Annotated in this window: 18 protein-coding genes and 1 tRNA gene; 7 read left to right on the forward strand and 12 right to left on the reverse strand. The window is 62.2% G+C overall.

The features are described 5' to 3' along the window. Positions 1-13: 13 nt before the first annotated feature. Positions 14-2,131: a phosphocholine-specific phospholipase C gene (locus tag L0U81_RS10280; RefSeq protein WP_233802303.1), complete on the forward strand. Its 2,118-nt coding sequence runs from the start codon at positions 14-16 to the stop codon at positions 2,129-2,131. Between the two features lie 106 nt (positions 2,132-2,237). Here the strand turns inward: L0U81_RS10280 and L0U81_RS10285 are convergent, their stop codons facing one another. Beyond that, positions 2,238-2,618, reverse strand: a complete 381-nt coding sequence (locus L0U81_RS10285; RefSeq protein WP_233802305.1) for a DUF5594 family protein — start codon at positions 2,616-2,618, stop codon at positions 2,238-2,240. A gap of 49 nt (positions 2,619-2,667) precedes the next feature. After that, positions 2,668-4,332, reverse strand: coding sequence for an acyl-CoA synthetase (locus L0U81_RS10290; protein ID WP_233802307.1), 1,665 nt, complete (start codon positions 4,330-4,332; stop codon positions 2,668-2,670). Positions 4,333-4,653: 321 nt separating this feature from the next. On the opposite strand from L0U81_RS10290, the gene L0U81_RS10295 reads away from it, so the two are divergent. Next, complete coding sequence (locus L0U81_RS10295) at positions 4,654-5,520, forward strand: hypothetical protein (protein WP_233802309.1); 867 nt, start codon at positions 4,654-4,656, stop codon at positions 5,518-5,520. A 10-nt stretch (positions 5,521-5,530) separates the two neighbouring features. On the opposite strand, the gene L0U81_RS10300 is transcribed toward L0U81_RS10295, so the two are convergent. Further along, positions 5,531-6,439 carry a LysR family transcriptional regulator gene (locus L0U81_RS10300; RefSeq protein ID WP_233802311.1) on the reverse strand — a complete coding sequence of 303 codons (909 nt, stop codon included), beginning with the start codon at positions 6,437-6,439 and terminating at the stop codon, positions 5,531-5,533. A gap of 141 nt (positions 6,440-6,580) precedes the next feature. Here L0U81_RS10300 and L0U81_RS10305 point away from each other — a divergent pair, with 141 nt between their 5' ends. The 5 genes from L0U81_RS10305 (at position 6,581) to L0U81_RS10325 (ending at position 12,217) form a co-directional block, all read left to right on the forward strand. Then, positions 6,581-8,701, forward strand: coding sequence for a 3-hydroxyacyl-CoA dehydrogenase NAD-binding domain-containing protein (locus tag L0U81_RS10305; RefSeq protein WP_233802313.1), 2,121 nt, complete (start codon positions 6,581-6,583; stop codon positions 8,699-8,701). A 30-nt stretch (positions 8,702-8,731) separates the two neighbouring features. Beyond that, a complete protein-coding gene (locus L0U81_RS10310) occupies positions 8,732-9,940 on the forward strand; it encodes an acyl-CoA dehydrogenase family protein (RefSeq protein WP_233802315.1) in 1,209 nt (402 codons plus the stop codon). A 12-nt stretch (positions 9,941-9,952) separates the two neighbouring features. After that, positions 9,953-11,098, forward strand: a complete 1,146-nt coding sequence (locus L0U81_RS10315) for an acyl-CoA dehydrogenase family protein (RefSeq protein ID WP_233802317.1) — start codon at positions 9,953-9,955, stop codon at positions 11,096-11,098. A gap of 208 nt (positions 11,099-11,306) precedes the next feature. Further along, positions 11,307-11,804, forward strand: coding sequence for a lysozyme (locus tag L0U81_RS10320; RefSeq protein ID WP_233802319.1), 498 nt, complete (start codon positions 11,307-11,309; stop codon positions 11,802-11,804). Further along, entirely contained in the window at positions 11,801-12,217 is a 417-nt protein-coding gene (locus L0U81_RS10325) for a lysozyme inhibitor LprI family protein (protein ID WP_233802321.1), read from the forward strand. Before L0U81_RS10320 ends, L0U81_RS10325 begins: the two co-directional genes overlap by 4 nt. A 94-nt stretch (positions 12,218-12,311) precedes the next feature. On the opposite strand, the gene L0U81_RS10330 is transcribed toward L0U81_RS10325, so the two are convergent. The 9 genes from L0U81_RS10330 to thrS form a co-directional block, all read right to left on the reverse strand. Continuing rightward, a tRNA-Pro gene (locus tag L0U81_RS10330) sits at positions 12,312-12,388 on the reverse strand. 76 nt (positions 12,389-12,464) lie between these two features. Beyond that, on the reverse strand, positions 12,465-12,881 hold the full coding sequence (locus tag L0U81_RS10335) for a MerR family transcriptional regulator (protein ID WP_233802323.1): 417 nt from the start codon (positions 12,879-12,881) through the stop codon (positions 12,465-12,467). A gap of 43 nt (positions 12,882-12,924) precedes the next feature. Further along, entirely contained in the window at positions 12,925-13,335 is a 411-nt protein-coding gene (locus L0U81_RS10340; RefSeq protein ID WP_008918798.1) for an integration host factor subunit alpha, read from the reverse strand. A 69-nt stretch (positions 13,336-13,404) separates the two neighbouring features. Continuing rightward, positions 13,405-15,840 carry a phenylalanine--tRNA ligase subunit beta gene (pheT, locus tag L0U81_RS10345; RefSeq protein ID WP_233802325.1) on the reverse strand — a complete coding sequence of 812 codons (2,436 nt, stop codon included), beginning with the start codon at positions 15,838-15,840 and terminating at the stop codon, positions 13,405-13,407. A gap of 160 nt (positions 15,841-16,000) precedes the next feature. After that, positions 16,001-17,014, reverse strand: a complete 1,014-nt coding sequence (pheS, locus tag L0U81_RS10350) for a phenylalanine--tRNA ligase subunit alpha (RefSeq protein WP_233802327.1) — start codon at positions 17,012-17,014, stop codon at positions 16,001-16,003. A gap of 158 nt (positions 17,015-17,172) precedes the next feature. Then, positions 17,173-17,532 (reverse strand): 50S ribosomal protein L20, encoded by a 360-nt coding sequence (rplT, locus tag L0U81_RS10355; protein ID WP_006052502.1) that lies wholly within the window; start codon positions 17,530-17,532, stop codon positions 17,173-17,175. Between the two features lie 29 nt (positions 17,533-17,561). Continuing rightward, positions 17,562-17,759 carry a 50S ribosomal protein L35 gene (gene rpmI / locus L0U81_RS10360; protein WP_027198217.1) on the reverse strand — a complete coding sequence of 66 codons (198 nt, stop codon included), beginning with the start codon at positions 17,757-17,759 and terminating at the stop codon, positions 17,562-17,564. Positions 17,760-18,013: 254 nt separating this feature from the next. Continuing rightward, positions 18,014-18,538: a translation initiation factor IF-3 gene (gene infC, locus L0U81_RS10365; RefSeq protein WP_075643713.1), complete on the reverse strand. Its 525-nt coding sequence runs from the start codon at positions 18,536-18,538 to the stop codon at positions 18,014-18,016. Between the two features lie 50 nt (positions 18,539-18,588). Beyond that, on the reverse strand, positions 18,589-20,496 hold the full coding sequence (thrS, locus tag L0U81_RS10370) for a threonine--tRNA ligase (RefSeq protein WP_233802329.1): 1,908 nt from the start codon (positions 20,494-20,496) through the stop codon (positions 18,589-18,591). Positions 20,497-20,622 lie beyond the last annotated feature (126 nt).

The following is a 20,622-nucleotide window of genomic DNA, read 5'->3' on the forward strand; positions in this document are numbered from 1 at the left end:
CAAAGCCACAACCATGACCTTAAAAAATCGCCGTGATTTTCTCCGCTCGGCTGCGCAAGCTGCCGGTTCCTTCACCGCGCTGAGCATGCTGCCGCCAGGCATCCGCAATGCGCTCGCGATTCCGGCCAACAATCGCACCGGTACGATCCGCGACGTCGAGCACATCGTCGTGCTGATGCAGGAGAACCGCTCGTTCGACCACTACTTCGGCACGCTCAAGGGTGTGCGCGGCTTCGGCGACACGCGCGCGATCAATCTCGCGAACGGCCAGCCGGTGTGGTATCAGCCGCTCACCACCGACACCGCCGGTGCCGGGTACGTGCTGCCGTTCCATCCCACCGCGCCGAACCTCGGCCTGCAATTCCTGCAGGATCTCGCGCACGACTGGGGCAGCACGCATGCGGCGTGGAACGGCGGGCGCAACGATCAGTGGGTTCCGTCGAAAGGCGCGACCACGATGGCCTATCTGACGCGCGACGACATCCCGTTCCACTACCAGCTCGCCGACGCATTCACGATCTGCGACGCGTACCACTGCTCGCTGATGGGCCCGACCGATCCGAACCGCTACTACATGTGGAGCGGCTGGGTCGGCAATGACGGTAGCGGCGGTGGTCCGGTGATCGACAACTCGGAGCTCGGCTACGGCTGGTCGACCTACCCGGAAGTGCTGCAGAATGCGGGCATCTCGTGGAAGATCTATCAGGACATCGGCACCGGGCTCGACGCGAACGGTTCATGGGGCTGGACGCAGAACGCGTATATCGGCAACTACGGCGACAACTCGCTGCTCTATTTCAACCAGTACCGCATCGCGCAGCCTGGCAACCCGCTCTACGACAACGCGCGCACGGGCACCAACGCCGCGAACGGCGACGGCTACTTCGACATCCTGAAGCGCGACGTGCAGAACGGCACGCTGCCGCAGGTGTCGTGGATCGTCGCCCCCGAAGCCTACTGCGAGCATCCGAACTGGCCGGCCAACTACGGCGCGTGGTACATCGATCAGGTGTTGCAGATCCTCACGTCGAACCCGGACGTGTGGAGCAAGACCGTGCTCTTGATCAACTACGACGAAAACGACGGCTTCTTCGATCACATCGCGGCGCCGTTCGCGGCCGCGTCGAGCGCGAATGGTCTGTCGACCGTCGACATCACGCACGAAATCTATCCGGGCGATCCGAAGAACGCCGCCGCGCCGTACGGGCTCGGACCGCGCGTGCCGATGCTGGTGGTCTCGCCGTGGTCCAAAGGCGGCTACGTGTGCTCGCAGGTGTTCGACCATACGTCAGTGATCCGCTTCATCGAAAAGCGCTTCGGCGGGCAGCACGATCTCGGCGAATCGAACATCACGCCGTGGCGTCGAGCGGTGTGCGGCGATCTGACCTCGGCGTTCAACTTCGCCAATCCGAACGCGTCGGTGCCGTCGCTGCCCAGCACGAGCGGCTATGTGCCGCCCGACCAGAACCGTCATCAGGATTACGTGCCGCAGCCGCCGGCGCTGCAGACGCTGCCGCAGCAGGAACCCGGCGTGCGCCCGGCACGCGGGTTGCCGTACGAACTGTTCGTGCGCGTCGACGAAGGCTCGCACGGCAAGCTGACGATGCGCTTCGTCAACACGGGTCGCGCGGGCGCGGTGTTCCTCGTGTACGCGGCGAATAGCGCCGACGCGCCGCGCAGCTATACCGTCGAAGCGGGCAAGCATCTACAGGACACGCTGGCGCTCAACGCCGATGGCAGCTACGACTTCAGCGTGCACGGCCCGAATGGTTTCCTGCGCCGCTTCGCGGGCAAGGTGGTCGCGCGAAGCGGGTGGAGTGGTCCGGACACGGCGCGACCGGCCGTTGCCGAAGGCTACGATGTCGCGAACGGCAATCTGCAACTTCGACTCGAGAACGTTGGCCGTGCGCGTTGCCAGTTCACGATCGTCAATGCGTACGACGCGAACAATGTGATCAGGCACGCGGTGCGCGGTGGCGACACTGACAACCTGTACCTCGATCTGCGCAACGCGTATGGCTGGTACGATCTCGCGATCACAGTCGATACGGACCCGACGTTCGCGCGCCGCTTCGCCGGTCACGTGGAGACGGGCCATAGCAGCATGAGCGATCCGGCGTTGGGTGGCTAAGCGTCGCGCTTGCCCTACTCTGTAAAAGCAACGGCCGCTGGCTCTTCGAGCGCAGCGGCCGTTTTTTATCCAGCTGTCAGATGCGAACGCGGATGAACGCGCGCACCTACGACTCGAAATCGAGCCCGCCGATCAACGCGACTGGCTGGCCCTGCGTATGCGTAAGGAAATCGAGTTCGCGCGCCTGGGTCCAGGCATTGAGCTTGCGAGGCAGCGCGGCGAGATATCTGGCGAAACGCGCCGCGCCCTGCTCGCCCATCAGCCTTTCTATTTCATCGCTGTCCCAGGTCAGATACAGATTCAACGGATGCGGGTAATGGCCGAGTTCTTCGAGCGGCGCCGCATGAATCCGCACGCGGGTGGGCTGTCCCTGCGCGCCGCGTGGCAACACCTCGGTGTGCACGGTCTTCGCGAAGCACGCGGCGATCGCCTCGGCGATGCGCGGCGCGAACTCCTGCTCGAAACGAATTGCCGTCTCCGGACGCATCGAGTATCTCCGCTGTCACTCGCAACGTGGTTCGGTCATCGTAGCAGACTCAGTTTTTTGCCGGCGGGAGCGCGTGCGCACCATGCGTCACCGCCTCGCGCAACGCCTTGCGGATCACCTTGCCGGTCGCCGTCATCGGCAGGCTTTCGACGAAGCGAATCTCGCGCGGATATTCGTGCGCGGCCAGACGCGTCTTCACGTGCTGCTGAATCTCGCGCACGAGCGCATCGTCGCCGACGAAACCGGCTTTCAATACGACGAACGCCATCACGATTTCGGTGCGCTCGCGATCGGGCACGCCGACCACGGCCGCCATCGAGACCGCCGGATGACGCAGCAGCGAATCCTCGATCGACGCCGGGCCGATCCGGTAGCCGGCGCTCGTGATGACGTCGTCACCGCGGCCGACGAAGCGAATGAAACCGTCCGCGTCGCGCGTGCCGAGATCGCCGGTCAGCAGAAACTTGCCGCGGAATTTGTCGCCCGTCGCCGCATCGTTGTGCCAGTAGCCGAGAAACATCACCGGATCGGGCGCGGCCACCGCGATATCGCCGATCGCACCGGGCGGCAGCTCGTTGCCGTCGGCATCGACGATCGCGACATGATGCCCCGGCACCGCGCGCCCGATCGCACCGAAACACGGCTCGAACAGCGCCGCGCACGACGACACGACGACGTTGCACTCGGTCTGCCCATAGAACTCGTTGATCGTCACGCCAAGCGCCTCGCGCCCCCAGCCGATCAGTTCCTCGCCGAGCGATTCGCCGCCGCTCGCGACCGATTGCAACGCGAGACGCAGATGTGCAGGCCGCTCGACGCCACGCATCATCTTCAGCGCGGTCGGCGGCAGAAACGCATGGGAGACCGCGTGACGCACGAGCAGATCGAACGCGGCGTGGCCGTCGAATTTCGCAAAACGGCGTGCGAGCACCGCAACGCCGTGATGCCACGACGGCAGCAGCACGTCGAACAGACCGCCGATCCACGCCCAGTCCGCGGGCGTCCACATCAGCGTCGAGTGCGCGGGAAAGCCCTGCTGCGACATTTCCACGCCGGGCAGATGCCCGAGCAATACGCGATGCCCGTGCAACGCGCCCTTCGGTTTGCCGGTCGTGCCCGACGTGTAGATGATGATCGCGGGATCGTCCGCGGCGCTATCGACCGGCGTGAAATCGGCGGCGCTGCCATGCAATGCCTGCCAGAACGAGCGCACCGACTGTTGCGATGCTTCGGTATCCTGCTCGATATCGACACTGAACACCTGCCGCAATTCGGGCAGCGCACCGCGAATTTCACCGATCTTGTGCACACCGGCCTGATCGGTGATCAGCGCGACCGCGCCGCTGTCGCCGAGCCGATGCTCGATCGCGTCGACGCCGAACAGTGCGAACAGCGGCACCGCGACCATGCCGGCCTTGTACGCGGCGAGATGCGCGATGGCCGTTTCGATCGATTGCGACAGGAAGATGCCGATGCGGTCGCCGCGCCGCGCGCCCGCCGCAAGCAGCGCATTGGCGAAGCGGTCGGACAGCGCTTTGAGTTCGTCGAACGTAAAGCGGGTCGCGCGGCCGTCGGCGTCTTCGTAGATAAGCGCGAGACGCCCCGATCCATCGGCCCATTTGTCGCACGTGTCGACGCCGATGTTGTAGCGCGGCGGAATACGCCACGTGAAATTGGCCGTGAGCGAATCATAAGTCTCGCCGTCGAGGTTCATCGTCTCTCCTGGATATCGTCTTTATCGTTGCATGGCGCGGTGCATGGCCCAATGCTTGCTGCACTTGCACGCAAGCCCGGTGCTCTTCAGTTTAGCCCACGTCCCTGCGCCGTTTCGTTGGCGCATCACCAGGCGCTGCCGGATTCACCGCATACGACATACACCCGCCCATAATCGCCGACGCGGTGCGAAGGCCTCAACGATTCGCGACAACTCCTGTGCGATTCGAGCCCTTTACGTCTGACCGTTGCCGTGCGCGTCTAGCATCGGTAAAGGTGCGGCGCGCATGTTGCGCCGCATGATCGTTTCCCTGGATGACCTATGCGCAAGGCAAGATTCGCATCGTTCTGGCACGGTCCAGAACTTTCTCCCTATGAAATTGCGTGTCTGAATTCGTTCACGCTGTACGGCAGCGAGGTCTCGCTTTATAGCTACGAGCCGATCGCCAATCTGCCGCCCCGCATGATCGCGAAGGACGCGAGCACGATACTGCCACGCGATTCGCTGAACGACTTCCCGATCCACGGGGCACCGTCGATGCAGCATTTCACCGACTATTTCCGCCTGGTGATGTTCACGAAGACCGATGAGATCTGGGTCGATACCGACCTGCTGCTGCTACGCGATTTCGATCTCAACGCCAAGGGCGACCTGATCGGCCGGCAGACGTCGTCGAGCATCTGCAATGCGATGCTGCGGCTCGATCCGGATCAGCCGCGCCTGCACCAGTTGATCGAACGGGTCGAAGCGATGAAAGGTACGGCGCTGAAGTGGGGCGACACGGGCCCGCGTCTGTTGACCGCCGTCTACGGCGTGAAGGCCGGTCTTCCCGAAAGCCTGTTTTATCCGGTGCATTTCGACGATTACTACAAGGTGTTCCTGCCGCGCTATTTCGACGAATGCGATGCGCTCTGTTCCGATGCGTACACGCTGCATCTGTGGAACAACCGCGTCGTCAAGATGGGACTCTTCAAGCGCATCGGGCCACCGGATGGCTCGTTCCTGCATTACGTGTTCGAGCAAACCGGCGCGAACGGGATGTTTCGCGAGTTTTACCCGGCGAGCGTGATGCAGACGATGATCGACAACGTGGTGCAAAAAGTCGGCAGCGACGAAGGCGTGCGCAAGCTGCTGCGCGTCGGCGTGCCGATGGTCACGACGGCCATCGTGCGCAAGCTCGGCGTCTGAGTTCGCAGCGTCAGCTCACGCCGCCGCTGCCCGCGTTCCGCACCTGCTCCAGCACGAAGTCGATGAACGTCGCCGCCGCGCGCGTCTGATGCCGGTTCGGCATATATAGCATGTACATGTGCGTGCCGAAGATGCTGAGCCGCCACGCATCGAGCGCGCTCAGCAAGGCGCCGCGCTTCAGATCGTCCTGCACCACGTAGTCGGGCACGAGTCCGACGCCGAGACCAGCCAGCACTGCCTGGCGCAAAAATAGAAAGTTCTCCGAGATGATCGTCGGTTCGAGCAGTACTTCGTGACGCTCGTCGCGTAGATACGCGGCGAGCCGTAGCTGCTTGCCTATCACGGTGGCGGTAATCAGGGGCGCCGCGCGCAGGTCGTCGAGCGTCACGGGCATGCCGTGCGTCCGCGCGAATTCGGGCGACGCGCACGCTACGTACCTGACCGGCCCCATGTCCCGCGCGACGAGGTTTTGCGGCGGCTCCGACATCACGCGCACCGCGATGTCGATCTCGTCGCGCATCAGATCCTCGACGCGGTTCTCGAACATCACGTCGAGCACGATGCCCGGATACAGCCGCTTGAACGCGATCAGCCAATCGGACATCACGATCTGGCCGTAACCGCTCGGCACGCTCAGCCGCACGCACCCCTGCAGGCTCTGGCCGAGCGTCGTCACCGACTCGCGCGCGGCAAGCAGCGCGTTGCGAATCGTGCGGCCGTGCTCGTAGAGCCGCAGACCGATCTCGGTCGGCTCGACGCGACGCGTGGTGCGACGCACCAATTGCAGCCCGACCGAGCGCTCGAGCTGGTTCAGGTGATAGCTGACGTTCGCGCGGCTCATCTTGAGCCTGCGCGCCGCTTCGCTCAGATTGCCGGCGTCGAGGATGTCGACGAGCAAGGTCAGGGAGTTGACGTCCATCGAAGCGCCTTTGTCAAAATAACTTTGACAGTCTGTCAATCAGACATGTCATTGTCAATGAACGTTGACCACTCCAGAATGGGGCGATCCGGCGCACGAAGATCGCGCGCGCCTCGCCACAATCAAACGGAGACACCCCCGATGACCCTTCCCGCCTCAACCGACGTCGTCACGCGCGAATTGCGCGGCAAAGTGCTGCTCGTCACGATCGACCATGCGCCGGTCAACGCGCTATCCGCCGACGTGCGGCGCGGTCTGCTCGCCGCGATCGAAGCCGCCGACGCCGATCAGGCCGTGCAAGCCGTGCTGATCGTCGGCGCGGGGCGCAACTTCATCGCCGGTGCCGATATTCGCGAGTTCGGCAAGCCGCCGGTGCCACCGTCGCTGCCGGACGTGTGCAACCGCATCGAGGCGTGCGCGAAACCCGTTGTCGCGGCGATCCACGGCGCCGCGCTCGGCGGCGGCCTCGAAGTGGCGCTGGCAGCGCATTACCGGATTGCCGTCGACGGCGCGAAGCTCGGCCTGCCTGAAGTGCAGTTAGGTCTGCTGCCGGGCGCGGGCGGCACGCAGCGCACGCCGCGCCTGATCGGCGCGCAGGCCGCGCTCGATCTGATGCTGAGCGGCCGCCATGCGAGCGCGAAGGAAGCGCTCGCGTTCGGCCTGATCGACCGTCTCGGCGACAGCGGCGATATCCTCGCCGAAGGGCTCGCCTACGTGCACGAACTGCTTGCCGCCCATGCCCCGGTGCGCCGCACGCGCGAGGCTACTGCATTGACCGATCGCGCCGCGAGCCTCGCGGCGCTCGCAAAAGCGCGCGAGGAAACGGCGAAGAAAGCGCGTGGCCTGTTCTCTCCGCTGAAAATCGTCGACGCGGTCGAGGCTGCGATCGAACAGCCCTTCGACGAGGGCCTGAAACTCGAACGCCAGCTGTTCCTGCAATGCCTCGACAGCCCGCAGCGCGCCGGCCTGATTCACGCGTTCTTTGCCGAGCGCGAAGTGCTGAAAGCGCCCGAAACGCGCGACGCGAAACCGCGCGCGCTCGACGCGATCGGCGTGATCGGCGGTGGCACGATGGGCGCGGGCATTGCGGTCGCGGTGCTCGATGCGGGACTGCCCGTCACGATGATCGAACGCGACGAGGCGTCGCTCGCGCGAGGCCGCGCGCACATCGACAAGGTCTACGACGGGCTGATCGCCAAGGGCCGGCTTACCGCGGAGAGGAAGGCCGCGATCATGGCGCGCTGGAGCGGCAGCACCTCCTACGATGCGCTCGCGCACGTCGACGTCGTGATCGAAGCCGTGTTCGAAGACCTCGACGTCAAAAAGGCAGTGTTCGCCGAACTCGATCGCGTCTGCAAGCCCGGCGCGGTGCTCGCGACCAACACCTCGTATCTGGACATCGACGCGATCGCGGCCAGCGTCTCGCGTCCCGCCGACGTGGTCGGCCTGCACTTTTTCTCGCCCGCCAACATCATGAAGCTGCTCGAAGTCGTGGTGCCGAAGCAGGTCAGCGCCGACGTCGTCGCGACCGCGTTCGAGCTCGCGAAGAAGCTGCGCAAGACGCCGGTGCGCGCGGGCGTGTGCGACGGCTTCATCGGCAATCGCCTGCTCGCAGTGTATCGCGCCGCCGCGGACGCGCTGATGGAAGACGGCGCCTCTCCGTACCAGATCGACGCAGCGGTGCGCACGTTCGGCTTTCCGATGGGACCGTTCCAGGTGATCGACCTCGCGGGCGGCGACATCGGCTGGGCGGCGCGCAAACGCCGCGCGGCTACGCGCAACCCGAACGCACGCTACGTGCAGATCGCCGATCGCCTGTGCGAGCGTGGCTGGTTCGGCCAGAAGACCGGCCGCGGATTTTATCTGTACCCCGAAGGAACGCGCGGCGGCACGCCCGATCCCGAAGTCGAGGCGATCATCGATGCCGAGCGCAAGCGCGCGGGCATCACGCCGCGCAGCTTCAGCGACGAGGAGATCATGCGCCGCTACATGGCCGCGCTGATCAACGAAGGCGCGAACGTCGTGCACGAAGGCATCGCGCTGCGCCCGCTCGACGTAGACGTGACCTTGCTGTACGGCTATGGCTTTCCGCGTTACCGCGGCGGGCCGATGAAATACGCGGACAGTGTCGGCCTGCCGACGATTCTCGCCGACATCCGCGAATTCGCGAAGGAAGACCCGCTGTTCTGGCGACCGTCACCGCTCATCATCGATCTGGTCGAACGAGGCGCTGATTTCGCGAGCCTGAACACGACGGCCTGAGCCCCCACCGAACCCTGACGGAGCAAAGCGATGGATCTGAACTTCACGCCTGAAGAAGAAGCGTTTCGCGTCAGCGTGCGGGCCTTTCTGCGCGACAGGCTTCCGCAACGTCTGGCCGACAAGGTGCACGGCGGCCGGCGTCTGACGCGCGACGACATGGCCGAGTGGCACGCGATTCTGAACGCACAAGGCTGGCTCGCGAATCACTGGCCGAAGGAATACGGCGGCACGGGCTGGAACGCAGTGCAGAAGTTCATCTTCGAAAACGAATGCGCACTCGCCGGCGCGCCGCGTATCGTGCCGTTCGGCGTCAACATGCTGGGGCCGGTGCTGATCAGGTACGGCAGCGAGGCGCAGAAACGCCACTGGCTGCCGCGCATTCTCGATGGTTCCGACTGGTGGTGCCAGGGCTATTCGGAGCCGGGCGCGGGCTCCGATCTCGCGTCGGTCAAGACGACAGCGGTGCGTGGCACGGACGCCCAGGGCGAGCATTACATCGTCAATGGCCAGAAGACGTGGACCACACTCGCTCATTACGCCAACATGATCTTCTGCCTCGTGCGCACCGCGACCGACGTGCGCAAACAGGAAGGCATCAGCTTCCTGCTGATCGACATGAACACGCCGGGCATCGAAGTGCGGCCGATCATCACGCTCGACGGCGAGCACGAAGTCAACGAAGTGTTCTTCACCGACGTGCGCGTGCCCGCCGGGAATCTCGTCGGCGAAGAGAACAAGGGCTGGACCTACGCGAAATATCTGCTCACGTATGAGCGCACGAATATCGCGGGCGTCGGCTTTTCGGTCGCCGCGTTCAACCGGCTGCGCAAGATCGCCGCGAAGCAGCTACGCAATGGCCGGCCGCTTGCCGAGGATCCCGCGTTCGCGACACGCATGGCGCGCGTCGAGATCGATCTCGAGAACATGAAGACGACCAATCTGCGCGTGATCGCGGCGGTGGCGGGCGGCGGCGTGCCCGGTGCCGAGAGTTCGATGCTGAAGATTCGCGGCACTGAGATTCGTCAGGAAATCTCGTCACTGACGCGGCGCGCGATGGGCGCTTATGCGCAGCCATTCGTTGAGGAAGCGCTGCACGAAGGTTTCGACGGCGCGCCGGTCGGCCCCGACGAAGCCGCGAGCGCCGCGTCGCAGTACTTCAATAATCGCAAGCTGTCGATCTTCGGCGGCTCGAACGAAATCCAGAAGAACATCATTTCCAAAATGATCCTCGGACTGTAAGAGGCGCGCGTCATGAATTTCCAGCACACCGAAGACCGCCGCATGCTGGCGGATACGCTGAATCGTTTTATCAGCGACCAATACGGCTTCGCGACACGCGACAGGATCGCGCGCTCGATGCAAGGCTTCAGCACTGAGTTGTGGGCGCGCTTTGCGGAGCTTGGCGTGATCGGCGCATTGTTCGATGAAGCGAGCGGCGGTTTTGGCGGCGGCGGTTTCGATATTTCCGTCGTGTTCGAGTGTATCGGGCGTGGACTCGTGGTCGAACCGTTTCTCGATACGCTGATCGTCGGCCGGGCGATGGCTCGCAGCGGCAGCGACGCGCAGAAAGCGGCGCTGGGTTCGTTGATCGACGGCTCGCAGATCGTTGCGCTTGCGCATGGTGAACCGGACAGTCATTACGAGCTTGCACGGGTCGCAATGACGCGCGCGCAGCGCAGCGAAATTGGCAACAGCGGCACGTGGAAGTTGAACGGCGCGAAGGCGGTCGTTCAGCTTGGCGAGCAGGCTTGCGTGTTCCTCGTCTCGGCGCGCACGAGCGGCGCTGACGATGCCGAAGACGGCGTCACGCTTTTTCTTGTTCCGCGCGACGCGATGGGTGTGAGCGTGCACGGCTATCGCAAGATCGAAGGAGGACGCGCGGCCGAAGTGACGTTCGACAATGTCACGCTCGGCGACGACAGCGTGCTCGGCTCAGTGGACCAAGGCTTTGCGACGCTCGAATACGCGGTGAGTTGCGGCGTGCTCGCGTTGTGCGCGGAAGCGGTCGGCGCAATGGACGTCGCGAAAGACTACACGCTCGACTATCTGCGCACGCGCAAGCAGTTCGGCGTGCCGATCGGCAGCTTCCAGGCGTTGCAGCATCGCATGGCCGATTTGCTGCTCGAAATCGAGCAGGCACGCTCGGCGGTGATCAATGCTGCTGCGGCGCTCGACGGCGAACGCACCGCGCGCGAGCGGGCGGTGTCGGCGGCGAAGTACAGTATCGGCCGGATCGGCTCACGGGTTGCGGAGGAATGCATCCAGTTGCACGGCGGGATCGGCATGACGTGGGAGTTGCCGCTCGCGCACTACGCGAAGCGGTTGGTGATGATCGATCATCAGCTTGGGGATGAGGATCATCATCTGGAGCGGTTTTTGGCGTTGGGGGCTGCTTGATAGTTGTGCGGATGGTGTGGGGCCGTGGGTGGGCTGCGCGGACAACTTTAGACTTGGGAGAGACGAACGAAAACTTGTAACCCTCTTCGTTTCAATCTGGAGGGAAGCAAATGCCGCCATATGGGCGAATGCCCAAAATTGCTTGCGAAATGCCGATTCGTTTGAAATTGTTGGTAGATTGCTCTCGCATAACTTCGGAGAGCTGAGCATGGCAAACGAATCAAAGAAATTGAGCAGTACAGGACGGACTGCTTTGCGGCTGCGCGAGGGAGTTGTCTTACGCTACTACAACGACATCGCAAACAATTGCACCTACGGTTTAGGCACTCTTGTGCACACTGGGCCGTGCACAGCAGCTGAACTCCGGCGCCCGGTGACACCCGCGGACGTGGATATCCAGCTAGCGGCAGGGGTCCAAGCCGCCGAAAGCGCGGTCAGGAACCGGGTCACGGACCACGAACTGACTCAGGAGCAATTCGACTCCCTTGTGAGCTTTACCTATAACACGGGAGCAACCGGCGCACGACAGGCCCTGGAAGCTGCCAATCGCGGCCAGCTCAACGAAGTTGCAAGCCACATGGGGCAGAACGTTTATGTCCATCCGCGCGACGCCCATGGCAGACGCCTGCCCGCGGTACGGGTACCCGGCCTGATAAGTCGCCGCCGCGAAGAAGCTGCGCCGTTCCTCATGCGGGGACAGCGATGAAATATTTTGTCGCGGCGCTAGCGCTTGTCGGCACTTCTGTGCTGGCTACCCCAGCCGCTCCGGTCGACGAAATCGCGAATCGGAGTGGACTGCCCGCAAGCGAGGTCGCCGCAGCCCTATCGAATTGCGAAGCCAATCAAACCAGCATGAATCTCTGTGCATGGCGCGATCAGATCGTCGCGGAACAGCGACTGGAACGGGTCGTCGAGGGCAAGATCGTCTCATCGGAGACCTGCAAAGCCGCGCTCGAGAAAAGGCTCACCGAGTGGAAAAAACGCCGTGACGCCAACTGCGAAAAATCGGCCTCGCAACAATGGGGCGGCGGGTCGATGCTACCCACGGCAGTCGCGATGTGTAAAACAGCCGAGACCGAGCGCATGAGCAAAGCGATCCAAGCCTCGGGATGCAGATGAGCGCGAGCGAAGCTTTGGCAGCGGGGAACGTAGTCATCCGCGACGGACAAGAAAAAAGGACCTACGGTTTGCACCGTAAGTCCTTTTTGATCTTTGGTCGGGGCGAGAGGATTTGAACCTCCGACCACCTGCACCCCATGCAGGTACGCTACCAGGCTGCGCTACGCCCCGAACAGAAAAAAAATTATAACAGACACTTCATTCGATTAGAACTGCCCCGCACGAACAAAGTGAACAGGCTCATGAACTAGTGGCCCAGCAAATCGATCACGTTCTGCAGTTCCTTGCGCAGCTTCTCGACGTCGACGGCAACAGTAGCCGCCGACACCTCGACCTGCCCCGCAGGTCCCCCAGCACCCTCGCCTTCCTCGATCTGCGCATCCGGCCCACCCCCGCCATGCGAATCGAGCCGGTTGCGTGCCCCGTTGATCGTAAAACCCTGCTCGTACAGCAACTCTCGAATCCGCCGGATCAACAGCACCTCGTGATGCTGATAATACCGACGATTGCCGCGTCGCTTGACCGGCCTCAACTGGGTGAACTCCTGCTCCCAATAACGCAGCACATGAGGCTTCACGCCGCATAGTTCGCTGACCTCACCGATCGTGAAGTAGCGCTTCGCCGGTATCGGGGGCAAGACGACTTTTTCGATCGTCGCTGTCATCGTCAGTTAGCCGTGATGGGTTGCGCTAAAGCGCGCCAGTCAATCAGCGCGCGAAGCTCGCTTCGGCGCCGTTCTCGACGAGCGCCTTCAACTTTTGACTTGCATGAAACGTCACCACGCGGCGCGCGGCGATCGGAATCGCCTCGCCAGTCTTCGGATTTCTGCCCGGACGCTGCGGCTTGTCGCGCAACTGGAAGTTACCGAAGCCCGACAGCTTCACGCTATCGCCGCTCTCCAGCGCATCGCGGATCACCTCGAAGAACGCCTCGACCATGTCCTTCGCTTCCCGCTTGTTGAGCCCGACATTGTCGAACAGCAACTCGGCAAGTTCCGCCTTGGTGAGCGTCGGCGTTTCATTGGAAACGACGGCGGGTGATGTCGGAATATCTCGAATCATGGCGCTGCGTTGCGCCGTAAGAAGGGCTTCGAAATCACTCGAGTTCATTTCATTCATATCTATCAAATGGCGCGCCAAGCGTAAAACAATGGATGCGGAAACAGCCGTGCAATTGTTAAATGCGGGTTATCCGCGCAACCGTGCGCCATATACTCGAGCCAGACGTTCCACCAGAGTTTGAATAGCCAGATCGACCGTTTCATCCTGAAGGGTTCCGCCAGTATCTTGCAAGGTCACCCGGAACGCAAGGCTTTTCTCGTGCGCGGCCAGACCACCGGAAGTGTTTGATTTTGGACGAAATTCGTCGAAAAGTGCAACCTTCTGGACAGCCTTGCAAGCCGGCTCGGACTGCGCCTTCTGAAGCTCGTCGAGCAGCGCCTGGACCTCGATTTTCTGATCGACGACCACCGCAATATCACGTCGTACCGGCGGGAATTTTGAAACTTCCGATGGAATCGGCAATACGCGTTGCATTAATGCTTCCGCTTCGATTTCAAACAGAATCGGCGCATGCGGCAAATCATATTTTTGCATCCAGCGCGGATGCAATTCGCCAATCCAACCCACTGCGCGACCATTCAATTCGATCCGCGCGCTACGCCCGGGATGCAGCGCCGGATGCTCGGCCTTCACGAATTGCGCGACTGCCGGGGAGACCAGTGCTTCGAGGTCGCCCTTCACGTCGAAGAAGTCGACCGCGCGCGCCGGCGCGCCCCACTGCTCCTCGAGCGCGGGACCATAGGCAAGCGCGCCGATCATCTTCGGCTGCGCAAAGCCTTCGACGGTCAACTCGCCGGCCTTGATCGACGGATCGTGCAGGAACACGCGGCCCGCTTCGAACACGCGCACACGATCCGCTGCACGACGGTTCAGGTTCGTGCGCAGCACATTAATCAGGCTGCCGAACAGTGTCGTACGCATCATCGACAGCTGGCTCGCGATCGGATTGATCAGACGCACGGGGTCGCTGTTGCCCGCGAAGTCCTGCTCCCACTCGGCGTCGACGAAGCTGAAGTTCACCGTTTCCGCGTAGTCCCGCGCAGCGAGCGCGTGACGGATCGCGTGGATCGAGCGTTGCGTCTCGTTGGTCGCGCGCATTTCGCTGGTCGCGACCGGCGGGCGGGCCGGAATCTTTTCGAAGCCGTAGATACGCGCGACTTCTTCGATCAGGTCCTCTTCGATCTCGATATCGAAGCGGTACGACGGCGGCATCACCGAGAACGTATCGCCGTCGCGCTCGAACGACAGACCAAGGCGCGTGAAAATCTGCGCGATTTCATCGGCGCCGATCGCAACGCCGATGATGCGGTTCGCACGCGAGACGCGCATCTTCACGGATGCGCGCTTCGGCACGTTGACGATCTGATCGTCGACCGGACCCGCTTCACCGCCGCAAATGTCGAGGATCAACTGCGTGATGCGCTCGATATGATCGACGGTCGTCGCGTAGTCGACGCCGCGCTCGAAGCGATGGCCTGCATCGGTCGAGAAGTTGTACTTGCGCGAGCGGCCACGAATGCTATCGGGCCACCAGAACGCGGCTTCGAGGTAGATGTTGGTGGTGTCAAGCGTGACCGCGGTGCTGTCACCGCCCATGATGCCTGCGAGGCTTTCGATGTGCTGTTCGTCCGCGATCACGCCGACCGTTTCGTCGAGCTCGACCGTGTTGCCGTTCAGCAGCTTCAGCGTTTCGCCCTTGCGGCCCCAGCGTACGTCCATGCCGCCATGGATCTTGTCGAGATCGAACACGTGAGACGGGCGTCCCAGCTCGAGCATCACGTAGTTCGAGATGTCGACGAGCGCTGAGATGCTGCGCTGGCCCGAGCGCTCGAGACGCTCGACCATCCATTGCGGCGACTTCGCGCGTGCATTGACGCCGCGGATCACGCGGCCCGAGAAACGGCCGCACAGGTCGGGCGCCGAGATCTTCACGGGCAGCGTTTCATTCAGCTTGACCGGAGCCGGCTTGATTTCGAGCGGGCGCAGCAGTGCGCCCGTAATCGCCGACGTTTCGCGCGCGACACCGAACACCGACAGACAGTCCGCCTTGTTCGGCGTGAGCTTGATTTCAAAAACGGTATCGTCGAGGTTGAGCGTCTCGCGGATGTCCTGGCCGATGGGCGTATCTTCCGGCAGGATCATCAGACCGCTGTGGTCTTCGGAGAGCTTCAGCTCGCGCGCCGAGCACAGCATGCCCTGGCTTTCCACACCGCGTAGCTTTGACAGCTTGATCGCGAACGGCGCCGCACCCTCTTCGGCCGGCGGCAGTTGCGCGCCCACCAGCGCGACCGGCACCTTGATGCCGGGCGCAACATTCGGCGCGCCGCACACTATGTTCAGCGTCGCGCCGGTACCGGCGTTGACCTGACACACGTTGAGCTTGTCCGCATCCGGGTGCTTGACGACTTCCAGCACCTGGCCGACGACGATCTTCGAGGTCGGCGGCGCGGCCGGCCGCAGGTCTTCGACTTCGAGACCCGCCATCGTCAACGCGTGCGACAGCTCGTCGGTGGTCAGTTGCGGGTCGACAAAAGTTCTGAGCCAGGATTCCGGAAATTGCATGGTTCTGTGTACGTTCTGATCAGGTTGGGTCCACGTCCGGCAGATGCTTCGTAAAGCCCGGTGGTCTTGCGACGGTTCAGCGGGCTCTGCCGGGGACGCTCGCGGCACGCACCGGGTGCGCTACCGCGTTCTAAGCTTTGTCGCGCTCGCGCGCGCCGGTTCAGGCGAATTGACGCAGGAACCGCAGGTCGTTTTCGAAGAACAGGCGCAAATCCTGCACACCGTAGCGCAGCATCGTGAGACGCTCGAGGCCGCTGCCGAAAGCGAAGCCGATGTAGCGCTCCGGGTCGAGACCCATGTTGCGGATCACGGTGGGGTGGACCTGGCCGGAGCCCGAAATTTCGAGCCACTTGCCCGCGTTCTTGCCCGTTTCGAACTGCATGTCGATTTCGGCCGACGGTTCGGTGAACGGGAAATACGACGGACGGAAGCGCACGAGAATGTCGTCGCGCTCGAAGAATTTCTTCAGGAAGTCGGTATAGACGCCCTTCAGGTCCGCGAAGCTGATATTTTCGTCGATCCACAGGCCTTCGACCTGGTTGAACATCGGCGAATGCGTCGCGTCGCTATCGACGCGATACGTGCGGCCCGGCACGATCACCTTGATCGGCGGCGTGTTGGTGCGCGCGTAGCGCACCTGCATCGGGCTCGTATGCGTGCGCAGCAGAAGCGGGCGGCCGTCTGCATCCTTGCCGTCGACATAAAAGGTGTCCTGCATGGAACGCGCCGGATGGTTTTCCGGGCTGTTCAGCGAGGTGAAGTTGTACCAGTCGGTTTCGATCTCGGGGCCGTCGGCCACGTCGAATCCGATCGTACGGAATATCTGTTCGACGCGCTCCCAGGTGCGCATCACAGGGTGCAGACTACCTGCGCTGGTGCCGCGGCCGGGCAGCGTGACGTCGATCGCTTCAGCGGCGAGGCGCTGGTTCAGGAGCGCGTCGGCAAGCGCCTGACGACGCGCCGTCAGCGCGGCTTCGACCTGTTGCTTGACGAGGTTGATCCGTGCGCCTTCGGTCTTGCGCGTTTCGGGATCGAGTTTGCCAAGGCCCTTCAACAGCTCGGTCAGCGCACCCGCTTTACCGAGAAAGCGGGCTTTCTCGTTCTCCAGGGTGGTGACGTCGGGGGCTTCTGCGAAGGCTTTTTGCGCGTCGGCGACAATCTGGTCCAGATCCATTGATCCCATCATTTCAACGTCAGTGTTCTATCGAAACAAAACTGGTTCTACCAACAAAAACGGGGCTCGGTGAGGAGCCCCGTTTTTGTTGCAGCGTCACCGAGACTACCGGATGTTCGCTGCAACGAACCACGCAGTTTTAATTGCCAGAAGCGCAATCAGGCTGCAACGGCGGCTTTCACCTGCTGAACGATCGCAGCAAAAGCAGCCTTGTCGAACACAGCCATGTCGGCCAGCACCTTGCGGTCCAGTTCGATCGACGCCTTTTTCAGGCCGTTGATGAACACGCTGTACGTCATGTCGTGCTGACGCACCGCCGCGTTGATACGCGTGATCCACAGTGCGCGGAACACACGCTTCTTGTTGCGGCGATCGCGGTAGGCGTACTGGCCTGCGCGCATGACCGCCTGCTTGGCGATGCGATAGACGTTATTGCGACGGCCGCGGTAACCCTTGGCCAGCTTGATGATCTTCTTGTGACGGGCCCGTGCGGTAACCCCACGTTTTACTCGAGGCATGTTTCGCTCCTATGAGTGTCAGTTAAGGGTTAAGCGAACGGCAGCATTGCGCGAACGGAGTTCAGATCGGAATCATGAACTGCCGTGGAGCCGCGCAGATGGCGTTTGTTCTTGGTGGACTTCTTGGTAAGAATGTGACGCTTGAAGGCCTGACCGCGCTTGACGGTACCGCCCGGACGCACCACGAAGCGCTTTGCAGCGCTCTTCTTGGTCTTCATCTTCGGCATGACAACTCCATTATTAGATGGACATGGGTGTGCGGTCGGCCAGATGGCCATTTCCCGCCCTTCGAAACCCATTCCACTTGGTATGCAGACCGCCATACTGCCTGCGGCCGCTTTTCGGGAACCACCGCGCACTTGCATGCACGCCGTTCCGAAATCTTCCAATACCACGCCGGATACCCGGCACAGCATCAAACAAATCTGCGCCACCGGAGCACGCTCCACATGGCGCGCCGCTCCAGCCAATTGCTTCGCGCTTACTTCTTTTTCTTCGGAGCGAGCACCATGATCATCTGGCGCCCTTCCATTTTCGGCATCTGCTCGACCTGACCAACTTCGTCGAGGTCGGTGCGCAGGCGTTCGAGCATGCGCATGCCAATTTCCTGGTGAGCCATTTCGCGGCCACGGAAACGCAACGTGATTTTCGTCTTGTCGCCGTCTTCGAGGAAGCGGACGAGGTTGCGCAGCTTGACGTTGTAATCACCGTCGTCGGTACCCGGGCGGAATTTGACTTCCTTGACCTGGATGACCTTCTGCTTGAGCTTGGCCTCGTGTTGCTTCTTCGCTTCCTGGTACTTGAACTTGCCGTAATCCATCAAGCGGCAAACCGGCGGAACCGCTTGCGGAGCGATTTCGACCAGATCCACGTCCTGCTGTTCCGACATTCGGAACGCATCAGCGAGTTTCACGATGCCGAGCGGTTCGTTCTCGACGCCGACCAGTCGCACCTCGGGTGCTGTAATTTCACCGTTGATGCGGTGCGCAGACTTATCAGTAGCGATGTTACGTTTCCTCTAAAAATTAAAAAAAACGAGCCGGGGTACCAGGTGGTTTAGTTGAACGACTGCACGTCCTGGCGCAGACGCTCAATGAAGGCGTCAACAGGCATTACACCCAGATCGACACCACCACGGGCACGCACGGCTACCGTTTGCGCTTCACGCTCCTTGTCGCCGACCACCAGTAGGTACGGCACCTTTTCCAGCGTGTGCTCGCGTATTTTATAGCTAATCTTCTCGTTGCGCAAATCAGCCTCGACTCTAACCCCTTGTTTTTGCAACGATTGAGCTACCGACTGCGCATATTCGGCCTGGCTTTCCGCAATATTCATCACGACGACCTGCATCGGCGCGAGCCACGCCGGCATTGCACCAGCATGGTGCTCGATGAGAATCCCGAGGAAACGCTCCATCGATCCGACGATCGCCCGGTGCAGCATGATCGGGCGGCGGCGGCTGTTGTCTTCAGCGACGTATTCGGCACCCAGACGCTCCGGCAGGACCATGTCGAGCTGCAGCGTACCGCACTGCCACGAGCGGCCAAGCGCGTCCTTGATGTGATACTCGACCTTCGGGCCGTAGAACGCGCCCTCGCCGGGCAGCTCTTCCCACGTGACGCCGCAGGCCGTCAGCGCCTCGCGCAACCCCTGCTCCGCGCGATCCCACGTTTCGTCGGTGCCGGCGCGCGCATCCGGGCGCAGCGACAGCTTGATCTCGACATTGTCGAAGCCGAAGTCGCGGTAGACACTCATCGCGAGCGTGTTGAAGGCGATCGATTCGCTGATGAACTGCTCTTCAGTACAGAAAATATGCGCGTCGTCCTGCACGAAGCCACGCACGCGCATCAGTCCGTGCAGCGCTCCCGACGATTCGTTTCGATGGCACGAACCGAACTCCGCGTAACGCAGCGGCAGATCGCGATACGAGCGCAGACCGTGGTTGAACACCTGCACGTGACCGGGGCAGTTCATCGGCTTGATCGCGTAGTCGCGCTTTTCCGATTCCGTCGTGAACATGTTTTCACGATAGTTCTGCCAGTGGCCCGACGCTTCCCACAGCGAACGGTCCATGATCATCGGCGTCTTGATTTCAAGGTAGCCGGCGTCGTTCACGCGACGGCGCATGTACTGCTCGACCTGCTGCCACAGCGTCCAGCCGCGCGGATGCCAAAACACCATGCCCGGCGACTCGTCTTGCATATGAAACAGGTCGAGCTGTTTACCGAGCTTGCGATGGTCGCGCTTCTCGGCTTCTTCGAGCATGTGCAGATACGCTTCCTGGTCCTCCTTCTTCGTCCAGGCCGTTCCGTAAATGCGCTGCAGCTGCTCGTTCTTCGAGTCGCCGCGCCAGTATGCGCCCGCGACTTTCATCAGCTTGAAGACCTTCAGCTTGCCGGTGGACGGCACATGCGGGCCGCGGCACAGGTCCGTGAAGCCGCCGTGCGAGTACAGCTTGATGTCGTCGCTTGCGGGGATCGATTCGATGATCTCGGCCTTGTACTTCTCGCCGATGCTCTTGAAATAGTCGACCGCTTCGTCGCGTGACACCACGCGGCGCGACACCGGCTCGTCCCTCTTCGCGAGCTCCTGCATGCGCTTTTCGATCGTTTCCAGATCTTCCGGCGTGAAAGGACGGTTGTACGAGAAGTCGTAATAGAAGCCGTTGTCGATGACCGGGCCGATCGTGACCTGCGCTTCCGGGTACAGATCCTTCACCGCATACGCGAGCAGGTGCGCCGTCGAGTGGCGAATGATATCGAGACCGTCTGCGTCCTTGTCCGTGACGATGGCGAGCGCCACGTCGCGATCGATCAGCGCGGACGTATCGACCAGTTCACCGTCGATCTTGCCGCCGAGCGCGGCTTTCGCGAGGCCGGGGCCGATCGAGGCGGCCACTTCGGCGACGGTCACCGGATGCTCGTACTGTCGAACAGAACCGTCAGGCAAACGTATCGAAACCATTGCGTTCTCCGTGATGCCGACCGGCGGCGGCACATACAACCAGGGTCAAAAAGACAAAAAAATGCGGCCCCGCTTTCGAGGGGCCGCATTCACATTTTATGCAAACTTCACCGGCGAAATTGGTCC

Origin of the sequence: Paraburkholderia sp. HP33-1, assembly GCF_021390595.1 — a bacterium.
Classification (GTDB): domain Bacteria; phylum Pseudomonadota; class Gammaproteobacteria; order Burkholderiales; family Burkholderiaceae; genus Paraburkholderia.

Coding starts and splice junctions, on each gene's coding strand:
- L0U81_RS10280 (WP_233802303.1), top strand. CDS start 14: ATGACCTTAAAAAATCGCCGTGATTTTCTCCGCTCGGCTGCGCAAGCT.
- L0U81_RS10285 (WP_233802305.1), bottom strand. CDS start 2,618: ATGCGTCCGGAGACGGCAATTCGTTTCGAGCAGGAGTTCGCGCCGCGC.
- L0U81_RS10290 (WP_233802307.1), bottom strand. CDS start 4,332: ATGAACCTCGACGGCGAGACTTATGATTCGCTCACGGCCAATTTCACG.
- L0U81_RS10295 (WP_233802309.1), top strand. CDS start 4,654: ATGCGCAAGGCAAGATTCGCATCGTTCTGGCACGGTCCAGAACTTTCT.
- L0U81_RS10300 (WP_233802311.1), bottom strand. CDS start 6,439: ATGGACGTCAACTCCCTGACCTTGCTCGTCGACATCCTCGACGCCGGC.
- L0U81_RS10305 (WP_233802313.1), top strand. CDS start 6,581: ATGACCCTTCCCGCCTCAACCGACGTCGTCACGCGCGAATTGCGCGGC.
- L0U81_RS10310 (WP_233802315.1), top strand. CDS start 8,732: ATGGATCTGAACTTCACGCCTGAAGAAGAAGCGTTTCGCGTCAGCGTG.
- L0U81_RS10315 (WP_233802317.1), top strand. CDS start 9,953: ATGAATTTCCAGCACACCGAAGACCGCCGCATGCTGGCGGATACGCTG.
- L0U81_RS10320 (WP_233802319.1), top strand. CDS start 11,307: ATGGCAAACGAATCAAAGAAATTGAGCAGTACAGGACGGACTGCTTTG.
- L0U81_RS10325 (WP_233802321.1), top strand. CDS start 11,801: ATGAAATATTTTGTCGCGGCGCTAGCGCTTGTCGGCACTTCTGTGCTG.
- L0U81_RS10335 (WP_233802323.1), bottom strand. CDS start 12,881: ATGACAGCGACGATCGAAAAAGTCGTCTTGCCCCCGATACCGGCGAAG.
- L0U81_RS10340 (WP_008918798.1), bottom strand. CDS start 13,335: ATGAATGAAATGAACTCGAGTGATTTCGAAGCCCTTCTTACGGCGCAA.
- pheT (WP_233802325.1), bottom strand. CDS start 15,840: ATGCAATTTCCGGAATCCTGGCTCAGAACTTTTGTCGACCCGCAACTG.
- pheS (WP_233802327.1), bottom strand. CDS start 17,014: ATGGATCTGGACCAGATTGTCGCCGACGCGCAAAAAGCCTTCGCAGAA.
- rplT (WP_006052502.1), bottom strand. CDS start 17,532: ATGCCTCGAGTAAAACGTGGGGTTACCGCACGGGCCCGTCACAAGAAG.
- rpmI (WP_027198217.1), bottom strand. CDS start 17,759: ATGCCGAAGATGAAGACCAAGAAGAGCGCTGCAAAGCGCTTCGTGGTG.
- thrS (WP_233802329.1), bottom strand. CDS start 20,496: ATGGTTTCGATACGTTTGCCTGACGGTTCTGTTCGACAGTACGAGCAT.